The 17,427-nt window shown below is 77.0% G+C and carries 14 protein-coding genes; 8 read left to right on the forward strand and 6 right to left on the reverse strand.

Going from position 1 to position 17,427, the window contains the following annotated elements; all coding sequences use genetic code 11:
- Positions 1-35: 35 nt before the first annotated feature.
- Both IEX99_RS03650 and IEX99_RS03655 read left to right on the forward strand, forming a co-directional pair.
- Positions 36-2,000: a molybdopterin-containing oxidoreductase family protein gene (locus tag IEX99_RS03650; protein ID WP_188898587.1), complete on the forward strand. Its 1,965-nt coding sequence runs from the start codon at positions 36-38 to the stop codon at positions 1,998-2,000.
- A 290-nt stretch (positions 2,001-2,290) separates the two neighbouring features.
- A complete protein-coding gene (locus IEX99_RS03655) occupies positions 2,291-3,904 on the forward strand; it encodes an MFS transporter (protein ID WP_188898589.1) in 1,614 nt (537 codons plus the stop codon).
- Positions 3,905-4,068: 164 nt separating this feature from the next.
- Here IEX99_RS03655 and IEX99_RS03660 read toward each other — a convergent pair whose 3' ends face one another.
- Positions 4,069-5,058, reverse strand: coding sequence for an L-threonylcarbamoyladenylate synthase (locus tag IEX99_RS03660; RefSeq protein ID WP_188898591.1), 990 nt, complete (start codon positions 5,056-5,058; stop codon positions 4,069-4,071).
- Positions 5,055-5,861 carry a 3'(2'),5'-bisphosphate nucleotidase CysQ gene (gene cysQ, locus IEX99_RS03665; RefSeq protein WP_188898593.1) on the reverse strand — a complete coding sequence of 269 codons (807 nt, stop codon included), beginning with the start codon at positions 5,859-5,861 and terminating at the stop codon, positions 5,055-5,057. Before cysQ ends, IEX99_RS03660 begins: the two co-directional genes overlap by 4 nt.
- Positions 5,862-6,034: 173 nt before the next feature.
- Between cysQ and IEX99_RS03670 the strand changes: the two genes are divergently transcribed.
- From IEX99_RS03670 to IEX99_RS03695, 6 genes are all read left to right on the forward strand, one after another.
- Complete coding sequence (locus IEX99_RS03670; protein ID WP_188898595.1) at positions 6,035-7,564, forward strand: leucyl aminopeptidase; 1,530 nt, start codon at positions 6,035-6,037, stop codon at positions 7,562-7,564.
- A 71-nt stretch (positions 7,565-7,635) separates the two neighbouring features.
- The gene (locus IEX99_RS03675) at positions 7,636-9,081 is read left to right on the forward strand and encodes a leucyl aminopeptidase (RefSeq protein ID WP_188898597.1); all 1,446 of its coding nucleotides are present in this window, start codon (positions 7,636-7,638) and stop codon (positions 9,079-9,081) included.
- Between the two features lie 202 nt (positions 9,082-9,283).
- Positions 9,284-9,733 (forward strand): DNA polymerase III subunit chi, encoded by a 450-nt coding sequence (locus tag IEX99_RS03680; protein ID WP_188898599.1) that lies wholly within the window; start codon positions 9,284-9,286, stop codon positions 9,731-9,733.
- 493 nt (positions 9,734-10,226) lie between these two features.
- Positions 10,227-11,123 carry a cation diffusion facilitator family transporter gene (locus IEX99_RS03685; RefSeq protein ID WP_188898601.1) on the forward strand — a complete coding sequence of 299 codons (897 nt, stop codon included), beginning with the start codon at positions 10,227-10,229 and terminating at the stop codon, positions 11,121-11,123.
- A 737-nt stretch (positions 11,124-11,860) separates the two neighbouring features.
- Positions 11,861-12,172, forward strand: coding sequence for an energy transducer TonB (locus IEX99_RS03690; RefSeq protein ID WP_188898603.1), 312 nt, complete (start codon positions 11,861-11,863; stop codon positions 12,170-12,172).
- A gap of 19 nt (positions 12,173-12,191) precedes the next feature.
- Positions 12,192-12,788: a cob(I)yrinic acid a,c-diamide adenosyltransferase gene (locus tag IEX99_RS03695; protein WP_188898605.1), complete on the forward strand. Its 597-nt coding sequence runs from the start codon at positions 12,192-12,194 to the stop codon at positions 12,786-12,788.
- Between the two features lie 22 nt (positions 12,789-12,810).
- Here the strand turns inward: IEX99_RS03695 and IEX99_RS03700 are convergent, their stop codons facing one another.
- From IEX99_RS03700 to IEX99_RS03715, 4 genes are all read right to left on the reverse strand, one after another.
- Positions 12,811-14,760 carry a TonB-dependent receptor plug domain-containing protein gene (locus tag IEX99_RS03700; protein WP_188898608.1) on the reverse strand — a complete coding sequence of 650 codons (1,950 nt, stop codon included), beginning with the start codon at positions 14,758-14,760 and terminating at the stop codon, positions 12,811-12,813.
- Between the two features lie 534 nt (positions 14,761-15,294).
- Positions 15,295-15,771 (reverse strand): MaoC family dehydratase, encoded by a 477-nt coding sequence (locus IEX99_RS03705; RefSeq protein WP_188898609.1) that lies wholly within the window; start codon positions 15,769-15,771, stop codon positions 15,295-15,297.
- A gap of 22 nt (positions 15,772-15,793) precedes the next feature.
- Positions 15,794-16,459 carry an exopolysaccharide biosynthesis protein gene (locus tag IEX99_RS03710; RefSeq protein WP_188898611.1) on the reverse strand — a complete coding sequence of 222 codons (666 nt, stop codon included), beginning with the start codon at positions 16,457-16,459 and terminating at the stop codon, positions 15,794-15,796.
- A gap of 159 nt (positions 16,460-16,618) precedes the next feature.
- Positions 16,619-17,425: an enoyl-CoA hydratase gene (locus IEX99_RS03715; RefSeq protein ID WP_229677788.1), complete on the reverse strand. Its 807-nt coding sequence runs from the start codon at positions 17,423-17,425 to the stop codon at positions 16,619-16,621.
- Between the last annotated feature and the right edge of the window lie 2 nt (positions 17,426-17,427).

The following is a 17,427-nucleotide window of genomic DNA, read 5'->3' on the forward strand; positions in this document are numbered from 1 at the left end:
GATGGCCGCGCGCCGATGCGGGGGGAGGATGCGCCATGGGCGAGATCCGGCACGTCAAGGGCTGCTGTCCGCTCGACTGCCAGGACACCTGCGCCTGGGTCGCCGAGGTCGAGGACGGGCGCGCGACCGCCGTGCGCGGCGCCAGGGACCACCCGTTCACCCGCGGGGTCCTCTGCGCGAAGGTCAACGACTACCCGGCGCGCACCTACGCGCCCGACCGCCTGCTGCACCCGCTGCGGCGCGCCGGCCCCAAGGGCTCCGGCCGCTTCGAGCGGGTCTCCTGGGACCAGGCGATCGGCCTGATCGCCGACCGCTTCGGCGGGATCGCCGCGAGGCACGGCCCGGAGGCGCTGCTGCCGCACCGCTATCTCGGCTCCATGGGCGTCGTGCAGCGGCGCGCGCCGATGCGGATCTTCCACGCCCTCGGCGCGAGCCGGCTCGCCGGCGGCATCTGCAGCGTCGCGGCCCAGGCGGTGGCCGGGGAGGGCTTCCCGCTCGGCTTCGATCCCGAGGACATGGCCGAGAGCCGCCTGGTGCTGCTCTGGGGCCTCAACCTCCTCTCCACCTGCCATCACCACTGGCACTTCGTGCAGGAGGCGCGGCGCCGCCACGGCGCGCGGGTGGTCTGCCTCGACCCGATCCGCACCCGCACCGCGCGCCGCTGCGACGAGCACGTCCCGCTCCGGCCCGGCACCGACGCCGTGCTCGCCGCCGGCATGGCGCGGATCATGCTGGAGGAGGGGCTGGCCGACCTCGACTTCGCGCGCGGCGCCTGCGCCGACCTCGACGCCCTCGCCGCCGAGGTCGCGCCCTGGACGCCGGGGCGCGTGGCGACGGTCTGCGGCATCGCGCCGGAGACCGTGGCGCGCCTCGCGCGCGAATTCGCCGCCGCGCGGCCGGCGGTGATCCGCGCCGGCGTCGGGCCGCAGCAGAGCGCGCAGGGCGAGGCCTTCGTCCGCGCGGTGCACATGCTCGCCATCCTCGGCGGCCACTGGCGCCATCGCGGCGGCGGCGCCCTCGTCATGGCCACGCCGGGGCTCGAGGACATGCGGGCCGACCGCGCCGACCTGATCCCCGCCGGCGCCGCGCCCCGCGCCCTCGACATGGCGCGGCTCGGCGAGACCCTGACGGACCCCGCCCTCGACCCGCCGGTGAAGGGACTGATGGTCTGGGGCACGAACCCGGCCGTGGTGCAGCCCGACGCCGGGCGGGTGCGGCAGGGCCTGGCGCGCGAGGACCTGTTCACCGTCGTCCTCGAGCATGTCCTGACCGACACGGCGCGCTACGCCGACGTCGTGCTGCCCTCGACGACGCAGCTCGAGCACTTCGACGTGCTCGGCGCCTGGGGGCACCAGTACATCACCGTCAACCTGCCGGCGATCGCGCCGCTCGGCGAGGCGAAGTCGCACGGCGAGATCATGCGGCTGCTGGCCCGGCGGCTGGGCCTCGACCACCCGGCGATGCGCGAGAGCGACGAGGCGATCGCCGCCTCCGCGCTGCCGCCGGGCGTGAGCCTCGAGGCGCTGAAGGAGGCGGGCTGGGTGAAGATGCGGAAGCCCCCGCCGCGGCTCGAGGGCGCGGGGCTGCGGCTCGCGCGCGGCGTGTCCCTGCCGTCCGCGCCGCCGGAGGGGATGCTGCGCCTGCTGACGCCCAAGGCGCACTTCTTCCTCAATTCGAGCTTCGTGAACCAGCCGCGCCAGCGCCGGGCCGAGGGCCGGCCGACGCTCGACATGGCCCCGGCCGACGCCGCGGCGCGCGGCCTGCGCGACGGGGAGGGAGTGCGGCTGCGCAACGCCCGCGGCGCGATCCCGGCGACGCTGCGGGTCACCGACGCGGTGCCGCCGGGCGTCGTCGCCCTGCCGGGCAAGTGGTGGAGCCTGCCCGAGGAGGAGGGCGCGGTCGCGAATCTGCTCAGCCCGTCCGCCTGGTCGCCCGGCGGGCAGCCGGCCTTCAACGACACCTTCGTCGAGGTGGTCGGCGCCGGCGCGGCGGGGCGGTGAGCGGAGCGGTTGGCAGCGGCGCGGGCCGAAACGCCCGGGACAGCTCGGAAAGCGCCGGCGATGGCCGCGGAAAGCCGTGCCCGGCAGGTCCGGGCCCTCGGCGTGGCCCTGCGCCGGGCCGTGCGCTACAGCTTGGGGCCCGTCGCCGGCGATGGCATCGGCAGTCGGTGCCGGGCGTCCTCCGCCATGCGGGCGCCGCCACGCGGCCGACAACGACAGCGGCATTCGGGGTGACGGCGACGCGATCCGGCGCGCGCGGCGAGGAATGGCTGTGCCGGGGGGGGAAACGGGTGGACCGCAGGACCAATCCGGAGGAGGCGCCGGAGGCGGCGCCGCGCCGCGGGCCGCTCGCGCCGCTCGCGATGCTGAGCCGGCGCACCGCGCCGCCGCTGCTGATCTACCTCGTCGCGGGCATGAGCGGCTTCGCGACGATCGCCGAGACCTTCTGGGTGCGACGCAGCCTCGACCTCTCCCCGGCGGACCTGCTCGCCCTCTCCGCCTGGCTCACCGTGCCCTGGACGCTGAAGATGGTGTTCGGGCACCTCGTGGACACCGTGCCGATCCTCGGCTCGCGCCGGCGCGCCTATGTGCTGGTCGGCGCGCTGCTGCAGATCGCCGCCCTGCTCGGCCTCGCCGCGGCGGCGGCGGGCGTCACGGCCGGGGTGCCGGCCGAGACCGTCTATGTCGCGGCCTCGCTCGTCGCGGTCGTCGGCCTCGTCGTGCAGGACAACGTGGCGGACGCGCTGACGACGGAGGTGGTGGACCGGGTCGCGCCGGACGGCACGCCGCGCGACCCGGAGGTGGTGAAGGCCGAGCTCGGCGACGTGCAGGTGCTCGGGCGCGTCGCGATGATGGGTGGCGCCTTCGCGGTGGCCGGCGCCGGCGGCTGGGTGGCGCAGGTGCTGCCGGCGGCGGCCGTGTTCCTGATCGCCGCCGCCCTGCCGCTGCCCTCGCTGATCGCCGCCGCGATGCTGCGCGAGCCGCCCGCCGCCGGGCCCGGCATGGAGCCGCTCGAGCCGCCCGACCCGCGCATCCTGTTCGGCGGGCTGGCCTTCGGGGCGGCGATGCTCGGCCTCGGGCTCGGGGCGCCGCCCTTCGCGCAGGAGATCGCCTTCCTCCTCACCCTCGGCGTGCTGGTCTGGCTGCTGCGGGTGACGGTGGCCGAGGTGCCGCCGGAGACGAAGCGCGCCATGGCCGCCGCGGCGGTGGTGATCTTCGCCTATCGCGCCGCGCCGCCGGCGGGGCCGGCGCTGCAGTGGTGGCAGATCGACGTCCTCGGCTTCGACGAGGGCTTCTTCGGCACCCTGGCGCAGATCGGCACCGGGCTTTCGATCCTCGGCGCGCTGCTGCTCGGCGGGCGGATCGTGCGCTGGCCGCTCGCCGCGGTGCTCGCCGGGCTCGCCGTGCTCGGCGCGCTGTTCGCGCTGCCGACCATCGGCATGCTGTTCGGGCTGCACCACTGGACGGAGCGGATGTTCGGCTTCGGCGCGCGGACCCTCGGCCTGGTGGACACCGCGCTCTCCGCCCCGCTCGCGCAGCTCGGCATGATCCCGATGCTGACGCTGATCGCGATGCACGCGCCGCCGGGACGCCGCGCGACCTGGTTCGCGCTGATGGCCTCGCTGATGAACCTCGCGCTGCAGGCGGGGGCGATCCTCTCGCGCGGGCTGAACGCGGTGTTCGTGGTGGGGCGCGGCGACTACGCGGCGCTGCCGGAGCTGGTGATCGCGGCGACGCTGGTCGGCCTCGCCCTGCCGCTCGTGGCGATCGCGCTGCTCGGGCACCGGCTGCGCGCGAAGGCGATGCCGCCGCCGGCGGGGGTGCCGGCTGCGCATGCGGCGGCGGGGGGCTGGTCCGGCCGGGCTGCTGAAGCCCCGGCCGGCGGTGCCGCCCGCGCCGAGTGACAAGCAGGGGCGCGGCAGGGTCGGCCAGGGGGCATGCGTCACCCGTCTGGCCCCCCTCCCGAGAGGGCCATCGGCACGGAGCGACGGCCGCGTTCCGACCGGAGGAGAACACGATGCGCCGACGCGCCCGTCCCCGGCGACGGGCGCGACTGCGGCGCCTCCCGTCAGGGTCGCGCCGCGTCCGGCCGTGGCGCTGCGGCCCGCGCCAGGCGGTCGTTGATGGCGAGGCCCAGCCCGTGCGCGGGCACCGGCATCGCGGCGATGCGCCGGAGCCCGCGCCGCGCGCCCTCCGTGTCCAGCCAGCGCAGCCCGGCGAACAGCCGCGCCGCCGCCTCGCGCAGGTCGCCCGACTCGCTCAGCGACCACACCAGGCCGGCCCCGGGCAGCGGCCGGCCGAACGCGAGCAGCGCCTCGTCCGGCGCCACGGAGGTCGCGTTCAGCCGCAGCGGCAGCGAGGGGGCGTAGTGCGAGGCCAGCAGCCCGGGCGAGCGCGGCGTCGCGGCCTCCGCCGCGCTCCCGCTCGGCCGGTCGCGCCCGACCGGCCCGATCACCGCCTCGATCGCCTCCGGCGGGACGCCGCCCGGGCGGAGCAGGACGACGCCGCGCCCGCTCAGGTCGAGCACCGTCGATTCCAGCCCGACAGGGCATGGCCCGCCGTCCAGCACCGCCGCGATCCGCCCGCCGAGTTCCTCGAGCACGTCCTGCGCCGTGGTCGGGCTCACCCGGCCGGAGCGGTTGGCCGAGGGCGCCGCCACCGGCCGGTCCACGCGCCGCAGCAGGTCGAGCGCCAGCGGATGTGCCGGCACGCGCACCGCGAGCGTGTCGAGCCCGGCGCTGGCGAGCAGGTCCACGCGGCATCCCGCGCGGCGCGGCAGGACCAGGCTGAGCGGCCCCGGCCAGAACGCCGCCGCCAGCGCGCGCGCGCGGGCGTCGGGCCGGACGTCGGCGAAGGCGGCGTCGGCGCTCGCGTAATGGCAGATCAGCGGGTTGAAGCGCGGGCGCCCCTTGGCCTCGAACACCGCCGCCACCGCCCGGCCGTTGCAGGCGTCGGCGCCGAGGCCATAGACCGTCTCGGTGGGGAAGGCGACCAGCGCGCCCGCGCGGAGCAGCGCGGCGGCGCGCGCGATCTCCTCGGGGCCGAGCCGCTCGGTCATCGCGCCGCCGCCGGATCGGCGCCGGTGCAGACGAAGGCCGGATTCTCCCAGCCGGGCTTGCCGTAGAGCAGGGGGCCGCCCGCGGCCTCCAGCCGCCGCACCGTGCCGCCCGCCGCCTCCAGCACCGCCTGCGGCGCCGCGGTGTCCCATTCGCTGGTCGGGCCGAAGCGCGGATAGAGGTCGGCCGCGCCCTCGGCGATGCGGCAGAACTTCACCGCCGAGCCGATGTGCACCACGCGCGCCACCCGCCGGCCGGCGAGGAAGGCGGGAAGGCGCGGGTCGTCGGCGTAGTGCCGGCTCGCCATCACGGTCAGGCCCTCGGGCGGCGGGGAGCGCACCGCGATCGGGCGGCGCGGGCCGCCCGCCTCCTCCTTCCAGGCGCCGCGGCCGACGATGCCGCCGAACAGCTCGCCCGTCGCCGGCACCGCCACCGCGCCGAGCACGGCGCGGCGCGCCGCGACGAGGCCGATGTTGACGGTGAAGGCCTCGCGCCCGGCGGCGAATTCGCGCGTGCCGTCGAGCGGGTCCACGAGCCAGAGGCGCGCCGCCGCATCGGGGGTGGGCGCGGTGCCGGCCTCGACCTCCTCCTCCGCGACCACGGGGATGTCCGGCGTGGCGGCGCGCAGGCCCTCGACGATCAGGGCCTCGGCGATGCGGTCGGCCTCGGTGACGGGGCTGCGGTCGGCCTTGCGCGCGACGGCGAAGCCGGCGGCGCGCACGGCCATGATCGCGGCCGCCGCGCGCCGGGCGAGATCGGCGGCGAGTTCGAGCAGGGCGGCGTCGGCGTCGGCGGGCGCGGTCATGGCGCGACGCTCTTGGCCGGGACTGCGCCGCGCGGCAAGGCCGGGCGCCGGGGTGGCGCGCGCGATCGCGCGATCGCGCGGCTGGCGCGGGGCCGGCGGGCCGCCGCTAGCCGCCCGCGCGCGGCCTGATACAGTGCGGCGCGTCCCCATCCGGTCCGCCGCACGGAGCCCGCATGCTCGAGATCGCCTTCGTCAAGCCCGACGCCCTGCCGCGCGCGGGGGCGCTCGTCCTTCTCGCGGCGGAGGTGGAGAGCGCCGCCGCGGCGGCCCCGCCGCAGGGACTGGGCCAGCGCGCCGACGAGGCGACCGGCGGCGCCATCGGGCGCGCGCTGCAGGCCGCCGGGTTCAAGGGCCGCAAGGGCCAGTCGGCCACGGTCTGGGCGCCCGGCGCCGGGCTCACCAAGGTCGTCGCCGTCGGCCTCGGCAAGGCGGCGGAGCTGTCGCCGGAGGCGGCGGAGGCCGCCGGCGCGACGCTGCTGCCGGCCGTCTCCTCCGACGCCGAGGCGACGGTCTCGGCCGAGCACCTGCCGCCCGCGCTCGCCGTCGCGCTGGCGATGGGCGCGGTGCTGCGCGCCTACCGCTTCGACCGCTACCGGACGAAGGAGAAGGAGGAGGACAAGCCGAAGCTCCAGCGCCTGACGGTCGTGACCGGCGAGCCCGACGCCGCCCGCTCGGCCTGGGCGGCGCAGGAGGCGGTGGCGAAGGGCGTCTACCTGGCCCGCGACCTGGTCACCGAGCCGCCGAACGTGCTCAACCCCGCCGAGATGGCGGAGCGCTGCCGGCAGCTCGAGGCGCTCGGCGTCGAGGTCGAGATCCTCGGGCCGAAGGAGATGCGGAAGCTCGGCTTCGGCGCGCTGCTTGGCGTCGCCCAGGGCTCGGAGAACGAGCCGCGCACGGTGGTGATGCGCTGGATGGGCCGGTCCGGCGGGGGTGGCGGCAAGGGCAGGAGGAACAGCGAGGCCGCCGCAGCCACGCGGCCGCTCGCCTTCCTCGGCAAGGGCGTCACCTTCGACACCGGCGGCATCTCCATCAAGCCCGCGCAGGGCATGGAGGAGATGAAGTGGGACATGGCCGGCGCGGCCACCGTCGTCGGCCTGATGGCCGCGCTCGCCGGGCGCAAGGCGAAGGCGGACGCGGTCGGCCTGGTCGGCCTGGTCGAGAACATGCCCTCCGGCAAGGCCCAGCGCCCGGGCGACGTGGTGAAGAGCTACTCCGGCCAGACCATCGAGGTGATCAACACCGACGCCGAGGGCCGGCTCGTGCTCGCCGACCTGCTCTGGTACTGCCAGGAGAAGTACGACCCGCGCTTCATGGTGGACCTCGCGACGCTGACCGGCGCGATCATCATCTCGCTCGGCCACGAGCACGCGGGGCTGTTCAGCAACGACGACGAGCTGGCGCAGCGCCTCCTCGCCGCCGGCCTGGCGGTGGGCGAGAAGTGCTGGCGCATGCCGCTCGGCGAGGCGTACGACAAGCAGCTCAAGTCCGACATCGCCGACATGAAGAACGTGGGCGGGCGGCCCGGCGGCTCGATCACCGCGGCGCAGTTCCTGCAGCGCTTCACCAACGGCAAGCCCTGGGCGCATCTCGACATCGCCGGCACCGCCTGGGCGAGCAAGGACCAGGGCAGCACGCCGAAGGGCGCGACCGCGTTCGGCGTGCGGCTGCTCGACCGGCTGGTGGCCGAGCACTACGAGGGATGAGGCGCGGCGCGGCGGCCGCGCGTGCCGGATGACGGCGCGGCGCGGCGGCGAGGGGCGCCACGGCGCGCGGCATGCTGAAGGTCCGCCTGCATCGCGAGGCGCGGGATCCCGGGGCGGTTCGCGCGCTGCCGCTCGCCGAGGGCGCCGCGCCGCCCGCGCCCCTGCGCGCCGCCGCCGCCGCGGCGCGCTTCACGGGGAAGGCCGGGCAGGTCGTCGAGAGCCTCGTCCCCGCGCCGCGCACCCTGCTGGTCGGCGCCGGCCCGGGCGCCGCCCCGCTCGACTGGGAGCGCGCGGGCGGCGAGGCGGCCGCGCATGCGGGCGAGGGGACGCGCGTCCTCGCGCTCGACGCCCGGGGCCTGCCGCCCGGGGCGGCGGCCGCCCTCGCCGCCGGCGCCTGCCTGCGCGCTTGGCGCTTCGAGCGCCACCGCACCAGGGACGTGAAGCCGGGCCTCGAGCGGCTGGAGCTGATCGTGGACCGGCCGCGCGACGTCGCACCGTTCTGGCAGCGCGCCGCCGCAGCGGTGCGCGGCTGCCTGCTCGCGCGCGACCTGGTGGCGGAGCCGGCGAACCGCCTCTCCCCCGCCGCTTTCGCGGAGCGGATGGAGGGCCTCGCCGCGCACGGCCTCGCGGTCGAGGTGCTCGGCCCGAAGCGCCTGGCGCGGCTCGGCTTCGGCGCGCTGCTCGCGGTGGGCGGCGGCTCGGCGAACCCGCCGCACCTCGTGGTGCTGCGCTGGAAGGGGACGACCGGGGCGGCGCCGGTCGTCTTCGTCGGCAAGGGGATCACCTTCGACACCGGCGGCGTCTCGATCAAGCCCGCCGCGGGGATGGAGGAGATGCGCGCCGACATGGCCGGCGCGGCGGCCTGCGCCGGCGCGATGCTGGCGCTGGCGCTGCGCGGCTCGCCGGCGCCGGCGGCGGCGGTGCTGGCGCTGGCGGAGAACGCGGTGGGCGCGGCGAGCTACCGGCCGGGCGACGTGCTGCGCACCCTCTCCGGCCGCACGGTGGAGGTGCTGGACACCGACGCCGAGGGGCGGCTCGTGCTCGCGGATGCGCTGCACTACGCGGCGACGCGGCTGAGGCCGCGGGCGATCGTGGACGTGGCGACGCTGACCGGCGCGATCGTCACCGCGCTCGGCCACCACCGCGCCGGGCTGTTCGCCACCGACGCCGCGCTGGCCGCGCAGCTCGCCGCCGCCGGCGAGGCGGTGGGGGAGCCGGTCTGGCCGATGCCGATCGGCGAGCGCCACCGCGAGGACCTGCGGAGCGACATCGCCGACCTGCGGCAATGCGCGCCGCACGGCAGCGGCGTCTGGGGCGGGCGCTTCCTGCCCGATGCGTGCCACGCCGCCGCCTTCCTGCGCGAGTTCGCGGAGGGCGTGCCCTGGGCGCATCTCGACATCGCCGGGGTCGAGCTGCGGCGCGAGGCCGATGCGCTCGGCATCAAGGGCGCGAGCGGCTTCGGCGCGCGGCTGCTGGACGCGCTGGTGGCGATGCGCTTCGAGGAGGCGGAAGGCTGACGCCAGGGCCGGCCCGCTGGTATCCTCGCCCGGCCTCCACGACGCACGGGTCCCCGATGCGCGCCAGCCTAGCCCCTGCCATCGCCGCCGGCGGCCGCGCGCCGGCCGCTGCCGTCCAGGCGGGCGCCGCCTGCGCCCGGTCCGGGCGCGGTGCGCCCGGACGCGCGATGCGGCTCGTCGCCGTCCCGCGCCGCACGCGGCGATGACCGAGATCGGCTTCTACCACCTGACCCGCACCACCCTCGAGCAGGCGCTGCCGAGGCTGCTTGGCCGCGTGCTCGCCGCGGGCGGGCGCGCGGTGGTGCTGTGCGGGGAGGAGGAGCGGCTGCGCGCGCTCGACGCCGCGCTCTGGCTCAGCGCCGATCCCGACTGGCTGCCGCACGGGACGCGGGCGACGGGGCATGCCGAGCTCCAGCCGATCTGGCTGACCACGGAGGACGAGCCGGCGCCGAACGGCGCGCGCTTCCTGTTCCTGGTGGACGGCGCGGAGAGCGCGCGGCTCGGCGAGTACGACCGCGTGCTGGACCTGTTCGACGGCACGGACGGGGCGGCGGTGGCCGCCGCGCGGCGGCGCTGGGCGGCGGCGAAGGCCGCCGGGCACGCGCTGACCTACTGGCAGCAGGGGCCCGGGGGCTGGACGAAGAAGGCCTGAGAAGGCCTGCGCGCGGCCGAGTCCGGACGCGCGGCTTCCGCGGATTTCGAGCCGCGCCGGTTTCACGGACGGCTCGGGGCTCGCGACGGAGGTGGCCGGGATGCCGGACTCCCGGCTTCCCCATCGGCCGGAATTCGGGCGGCCGATGGCGGATCCGGTCCGGTCGGGCGGAATGCCCGGCGGTGTTTGCCGGGCGTTCGCGCCGACGGCGCCTGCCCGCCTCCCGCCCCGTCAGCCGGCGCAACGCCGCCGGAAGCGTGGTCCGGATCGGCAGGCCCGGCGCTGCCATCGCGTCCGCCCCGTCCGGTTCGGACGCAATCCGAACCAGAGCCCGCCCCGTCGCCACGACGCTCGCCAAGGCGGCGCCGGCTCCGGCCGGTGAGAGGCGCCCCGGCTCGGGTCGCCGCCGTGGCGCGCCGGGCCTCGCCCGGGCGCGGGCGGTGCCTGTCCTCTCTGGCCTTCACGCCGCGCCCCGCCTATTCCAGCGGGCGAGATGACCAGCCCCGCCGAGCGGACCGCCGTTGCCAGCGTGGCCGTCGCGCTGGCGGTGCTGGCGCTGAAGGCCGCGGCCTGGTGGCTGACGGGCAGCGTCGCGCTCTTCGCCGACGCGCTGGAGAGCGTGGTGAACGTCGCCGCCGCGCTCGCGGCCCTTGCGGCCGTGCGCTACTCGCACCGCCCGGCCGACGCCAACCACCCCTACGGCCATGCCAAGGCGGAGTACTTCTCCGCCGTGCTGGAGGGCGCGCTGATCGTCGCGGCGGCGCTCGTCATCCTCCAGGAGGCGTGGGGCGCCTGGCAGCAGGCCCGCGCGCCGGTGTACTCGCCGGTCGCCCTGGCCGTCGCCGGCCTCGCCATGGCGGCCAACGCCGCCTGGGCGACCGTGCTGACGCGCCGCGGCCGGGCGCTCCGCTCCCCGGCCCTGCTCGCCGACGCCCGGCATCTCTGGGCCGATGTCGTCACCTCGGGCGGCGTGCTGGTCGGGGTCGGCCTCGTCTTCCTCACCGGGATCCTCTGGCTCGACCCGCTCCTCGCGGCGCTGACCGCGGGGAACATCCTCGTTTCCGGCTGGCGGCTGGTGCGCGAATCGGTCGGCGGGCTGATGGACGAGTCGGTGCCGGAGGCGCTGCTGACGCGCATCCGCGCCGTCGTCTCCGCCAACGCGGAAGGCGCGCTGGAGGCCCATGACCTGCGCACCCGCCACGCCGGCCGGCTCACCTTCATCGAGTTCCACCTGGTGGTCCCCGGCGAGATGAGGGTGGTGGACGCGCACGCCATCTGCGACCGCATCGAGGCGGCGCTGCGGCAGGAGCTGGAGCTGGAGAACGCCGTCATCACCATCCATGTCGAGCCGGAAGGCAAGGCCAAGGCGCAGGGGGTGCCGGTGCTGTGACGGGGGTGGCCCGGGTGGCCGCGGCGGGGGAGGGGCGCCGGCCCCTCGTGGGCGCTCCGGCGCCGGCGTCGCCTGGCGGGCGCGGTCCTCCCGCCGGGGGCCGTGCCTGGCCGGCCGCGCTGTCCGTTCTGCTGCATGCGGGCGCGCTGGCAGGGGTCCTGTTCCTGCTCGACCGCGCCGGCCCGCGGGCGCCCGAGCAGGAACGCGGCGTCGCGCTGATCTGGGCGGAGGTGGCGGACGAGGCGGTCGGCTACGGCGCGCGCGGCGGCGCCGCGTCCGAGGCGGCGGATGCGCCGCCGGAGCCGGCCGCCCCGGCGGCACCGCCGGCAGTGGCGGCACCGGGCGGGCCGGCGGGCCCGCCGCCTGCCCCCGCGCCGCCGCCCGAACCGGTGCCGCCGCCGCCTGCACCGGCACAGATGGCGGCCGCACCGCAGCCGCCGCCCCCGCCCGCGGCGCCGCCCGTCCCGGCCGCGCCGCCCTCTTCTCCGCCGGATGCGCCCGCCGTACCGGTCGGTGCCCCGCCGGCACCGCCCGCGCCGCAGCCGCCGGCGCCAGCCCCGGTCGGGCCCGTGCCGCCCACCGCCGCGGCTCCCGTCCCTCCGCCGCCGGCGGCCGCGCGCCCGGCGCGACCGCCGCCGCGTCCGGCGTCGGAGCCGCGCTCCGCGCAGACGGTCGCAGGCGATGCGCCGAGGGCGACCGCGCCCTCGGCCAACCCTTTCGCCGGGCTGGACCCCGACGTGCTCGTGCTCGGGCCCGGCCGGGCCGAGGGCGCGGTCACCCGCAGCGCCACGCCGCTCGCCCAGCCCCGCTTCGTCTATCCGCCGGAGAGCGAGCGGCGCGGCGAGCAGGGCACGGTCGTCCTGCTGCTCCACGTGGACGCGCAGGGCCAGGTGGCCGAGGTGACGCTGCTGAGCAGCTCCGGCTACCCCGCGCTCGACCGCGCCGCCATCGCGGCGGCGCGCCAGTGGCGCTTCCGCCCCGCCCTGCGCGACGGGCGGCCGGTCGGCAGCACCGTGCGCGCGCCCGTCACCTTCCGTCTGCAGGGCTGAACCGCGAAGGAGGTCCCGCATGGTGCGGCTCGACCGGATCACCACCCGCGGCGGCGATGCCGGCGAGACCTCGCTCGGCGAGGGCAGCCGCGTGCGCAAGGACACGGCGCGCATCGAGGCGATCGGCGCGGTGGACGAGGCGAACGCGGCGCTCGGCCTGCTGCGCGCGCAGATCGCCGCCGCCGGCGCGGATGCGGAGGCGGACGCGATGCTCGCGCGCATCCAGAACGACCTGTTCGACCTCGGCGCCGATCTCTGCGTGCCGGGCGCGGAGGCGACGGATGCGCGGACCGGCCGCACCCGCCTGCGCGTGAGCGACGCCCAGTCCGCACGGCTGGAGGCGGAGATCGCGGCGATGAACGCCGCGCTGCCGCCCCTCGCGAGCTTCGTCCTGCCCGGCGGCAGCCTGGCCGCGGCGCAGGCGCATGTGGCGCGCGCCGTGGTGCGGCGGGCGGAGCGCCGGGCGGTGCGCCTCGCCGCGGAGGAGACGGTGAACCCGGCCGTGATCCGCTACCTGAACCGGCTCTCCGACCACCTGTTCGTGCTGGCGCGGCGGCTGAACCGGAACGGCGCGGGCGAGGCGCTGTGGGTGCCGGGCGGGGCGCGCCAGGGCTGACGCCCGCCCGGCCTCCCGCGCGTCACAGCCCGAGCCGCACCCCGAGGAGCAGGCTCCGCCCCGGCACGACGAAGCCGTTGGCCGGCTCGAAGCGGCTGTTGCCGAGGTTCCGCCCCTCGACGAACAGCGTCGCCGCGTCGCTCCAGCGCCAGCTCGCCGTCAGGTTCGCCACCACGCCCGCCGGGTTGCTGCGCGCGGTCGGGAACGGCGTGCCGTCGTCGGCGTAGCTCGCGAAGGGCGCCTCGCGCGAGCGGCCGGTGAGGAGGATCTCCGGCGCGATGACGAGGCGCGGCAGCGGCGCGATCCGCGCGGTCACGCCCACCACGTGCTCGGGCCGGCGCGGCAGGCGCTCGCCGGTCGCCGCGTCGCGCGCGTCGGTGATGGCCCAGGCGAGCGTGGCCGAGAGCCACGGCGCCGGGCTCAGGGTCAGGCCGAGCTCCGCGCCGCGGATGCGCGCGCGGTCCACGTTCTCCAGCGTGCGGAAGGCGGCGTCGAAATTGATCAGGTCGCGGACCCGGCTCTCGAAGTAGAGCGCCGAGACGGTGGCGAAGCCGTCGAGCAGGTCGGTCTCCGCGCCCGCCTCCCAGGCGAGGGAGCGCTCCGGCCGCAGGTCGGGATTGCCGCGGAAGAAGGTGCCGATGACGCCGAAGCGCTGGAACAGCGAGGGCGCCTTGAACGCGGTCCCGGCCGAGGCGCGCAGGCGCGTGGCGATCTCCGGCAGGGCGAGCACGCCGCCGACCTGCCAGCTCGTCGCGCCGTCGAACCCCTCCGGCGCGTCGTGGCGCAGCCCGGCGGAGAGGTCGAGCCGGTCGAAGAGACGGAATTGCAGCCCGCCATGCCCGGCCAGGCTGCGCTGCGAGGCGTTGACCGTGGTGCGGAAGAAAGGGCTGCCGGAGGCGCTGTCCACCCGCTCGCGCTCCTCCGCCACGCCGAAGGCCAGCAGCGCGTCCGACACCGGCCCGAAGCCGCCGAGGCGGACGGTGTTGGCCCAGTCGAGCACGACCCGCTCGCCGCGGTAGAGGTCGTAGGTGCTGGCGGGGCTGCCGGCGTCGGGCAGGTTGACGTAGCGCCTGCGGTCGTGGGTGGCGGCGAGGCGCAGCCCGGTGGTCCAGCGCCCGTCGAGGAGGCGCGTCTCGCCGCGCATCCAGCCGATCCAGCGGCGGTCCGAGCCGCTGTAGTTCGGGTCGTCGCGCGGCACGTCGTCGAGCCCGAAGACGTTCTCCCGCCAGCGCAGCAGCGCCTCGAAGCGCGTGCCCTCGATGGGCGTCGCGCCGAGCCGCGCCGTGAAGGCCGCCGCGTGCAGCCCGTCGCGCTCGCCGAGCGAGGAGAGGAAGCGCGGCGCCGTGGCGTTGAAGCCGCGCGTCGAGAGCGCCTGGCCGGCGAGCATCCAGTCGAGCCCGCCGGACTCGCCCGCGGCGCCGACCGTGCCGCGCAGGGTGCGCTGCGTGCCGCCGGCGATCTCGCCGAACGGGGCGAAGGCGCGCCCGGGCGGGGCGCGGCGGGTGATCAGGTTCACCACCCCGCCGATCGCGCCCGAGCCGTAGAGGGCGGAGGCGGGGCCGCGCACCACCTCGATGCGCTCGATGTCGCCGAGGAGGTCGTTGCCGAAATTGAACGCGCCGTTCGGGTCGGAGGGATCCTCGATCGGCACGCCGTCGAGCAGCACGCGCACATGCCGCGAGGCGGCGCCGCGCAGGAAGGCGCTGGCCTGCTGCCCGAGCCCGCCGACCTGCACCAGGTGCAGGCCGGGCGCCGCGGCGAGCGCCTCGGCGAGCGACTGGTAGCCGCGCTCATCGATGTCCTGGCGCGTGATCACGGTGACGGCGGCGGGGATGCGCGCCGCCGCGAGCGGCGCGCGGGTGCCGGTGACGACGGTCTCCGGCAGGGTCGGCGCGGCGGGCGCCTCCTGCGCCCGGGCCGCGGCGGGCGCGGCGAGGAGGGAGAGGGTGACCAACGGGAACAGGCGGCGCATCGGGCCTCCGGCGGACGAGCATTGCGACACGCGCCCGACCCCCTCGCGGCGGCCGGGCAGGCTTGCGTCGTCACCGCTGGCGGAACCGCCGGCGCGATCCGCGCCGCGCCCTCCGGGCGCGGCGCCGCGATGGCACCGGACTGCCGACGCGGCCGCGCGCGCGGCGCCCGGGGGCGCAGCGCGCGGCCCGCATCGCTCCGTTGCGCCGGTGCACCCCGCCCGACGCGCGCGGCACGGCTCTGCGCCGGCCGGTCTCCTGGCTCGCGGCTGTCGGGCGAGGCGGAGGATCCCGCCTCGCCCGGCGTCCGGGCCCCGCCTTCTCGCGCCGCAGGGGGCGGCGCAATGGCACAGGGTGGGGCCGGACTCGCCGCCTACAGTTGCGGGGGCAGCCGCGGACTCGCGGCGGTCGTGCCCGGGGCGATCGGCGCGGCGCGCCACCTGGCGCAGCCCCGCGCGGACCGCGCGCGGGCCGTCACCGCCGCTTCGCGCGTTCCCGTTTCAGCCCTTGCGGGCCACCGGCGCATGCGCGCGAGGCTAGCAGGACGTTCCGGAGTCGGGAACCCGGCTCGGCACGATCAGCCGCGTCACCAGCACCTGCACCGGCTCGTCGCGCTGGTTCAGCGTGGTGACGCGCAGCCGCGCCCAGCCCCGGTCGGGGCGGGAGCGCGAGCGGCCGGTCTCCAGCACCTCCGCCTCCACCCGCAGCGTGTCGCCCGGGCGCACCGGCCGCGGCCAGGCGATCTCGCCGCCGCCGCCCACCACGCCCCAGGCGAGCGGCAGCGCCTCCGTGACCATGCGCATGGTGAGCGAGGCGGTGTGCCAGCCGCTCGCGGAATGCCCGCCGAGCACCGGATGCGCCGTCGTCGCGGGATCGGTGTGGAAGGGCTGCGGGTCGAAGCGCGCGGCGTAGGCGAGCACCTCCTCGAGCGTCACGGCTTCCGGCCCGGCCGCGAAGCGCCGGCCGATGGCCAGGTCCTCGAGGAACAGCTTTTCCCCTGCCGCGTCCGCCATCCCGCTCGCGCCCGCCCCGCGCTCAAAGCATCCAGCGCACCGCCTCGAAGCCGAACCAGGCGATCAGCACCAGCACGGCGGTGGCGAAGGCGCAGCCCAGCACCGTGAGCGCCACGCCGATGCCGACCACCCGGCTGTCGTGCTCGACGAGGCCGAGCGCCATGACGATGTTGCCGAAGGCGGGCGGCCCGTTCGTGCCGGGACCGGGCAGGATCAGCATGAGCGCCACATAGGCGCTGAGCCAGCCGACCAGCCGGTCCCCGAAGGGCGAGACGAACATCCCGGGCCGCGGCCTCACGTAGCGCTCGATCCGCCGGAGCCACGACGACGAGACGTTGGTGAGCATCAGGAGGTCGCTGCGGCGGATGGTCATGCGGCGGATGAAGCCCGGCAGCCGCGGCACCCGCATGCCGATGCCCATCTGGATCCCGAGGATCAGGATCGGCGTGCCGAACACCGAGGCGAGGCCGGGCAGCAGCGCCGGCAGGAGGAGCAGCAGGATGAGCAGGCCGAAGGCGCGGTCGCCGAACGCCTCCGCCATCTCGCCGAGGCTGATCCGCTCGCCCGGGCATTGTGTCGCGACCTCGGCGACGATGCGCGAGATCGGAGCGCACTCCGCGTCGGCGCCGCGCACCAGCGCGGCCGGCGACACGAGGGGCGCCGGAACCTTCAGATCGCTGCCGTCCATGCTCGGTGCCCGAGCCCTCCCTTCGCCCCTCGGCGTGGTGAAGCCTTGTTGCCGCGAACGGCCCGACCGGCGACGCAGACGTTCACGGAAGAGTGAGGCATGATAGCGGGTCGCCTTCCCGCCCGGAAGGGCGCGGCCGGGGGAGCGCCTTGCGGAGGATCAGCGTCCGGCGAAGGCGGGCTTCCGCTTCTCCATGAAGGCCCGGCGGCCCTCCCGGTAGTCGGCGGAGTCGAAGCAGGCGGCGTAGGCGGCCCGCACCGCCTCCATGTCCCGCTCCGCCGGGTCGCGCAGCACGGTCCGCACCGTGAGCTTGTTCGCCACCAGCGAGAGCGGGGCGTTCGCCGCCATGGTCGCGGCGAGCCTGGCGACCGTGGCCTCGAGCTGGTCCACCGGCACCACCTTGTTGACGAGGCCCATGCGCTCCGCCTCGCGCGCGTCGAAGCGCTCGCCGGTCATCAGGATCATGTGCGCGTGCGCCGGCCCGACCAGGGCGACGAGGTTGCGCACCATGTCGAAGCCGTAGGCGATGCCGAGCTTCGCCGCCGGGATGCCGAACTGGGAATCCTCCGAGGCGATGCGGATGTCCGCCGACATGGCGATGCCGAGGCCGCCGCCCATGCAGAAGCCGCGGATCTGGGCGATGATCGGCTTGCGGAAGGCGGCGAGCCTGGCCCGCCCGCCGGAGGTCAGGCGGTCGTACTCCTTCTGCGCGTCGGCATCCGCCCGGCGCTGCTCGAACTGGCTGATGTCGGCGCCGGAGACGAAGGCCTTGTCGCCCGCGCCCTGCAGCACCACGCAGCGCACCCCGTCGTCGGCGGCGAAGGCGTCGAGGGCGGCGCCCATGCCCTCCCACATCTCGACCGACATGGCGTTGCGCTTCTCGGGCTGGTTGAAGACGATCCGCCCGAAGCCCTCCTCGCGCCGCGCGAGGATCTTGCCGTTCGCGTACTCCATGCTCTCCGCCATCG

Origin of the sequence: Caldovatus sediminis, assembly GCF_014644455.1 — a bacterium.
GTDB lineage: Bacteria > Pseudomonadota > Alphaproteobacteria > Acetobacterales > Acetobacteraceae > Caldovatus > Caldovatus sediminis.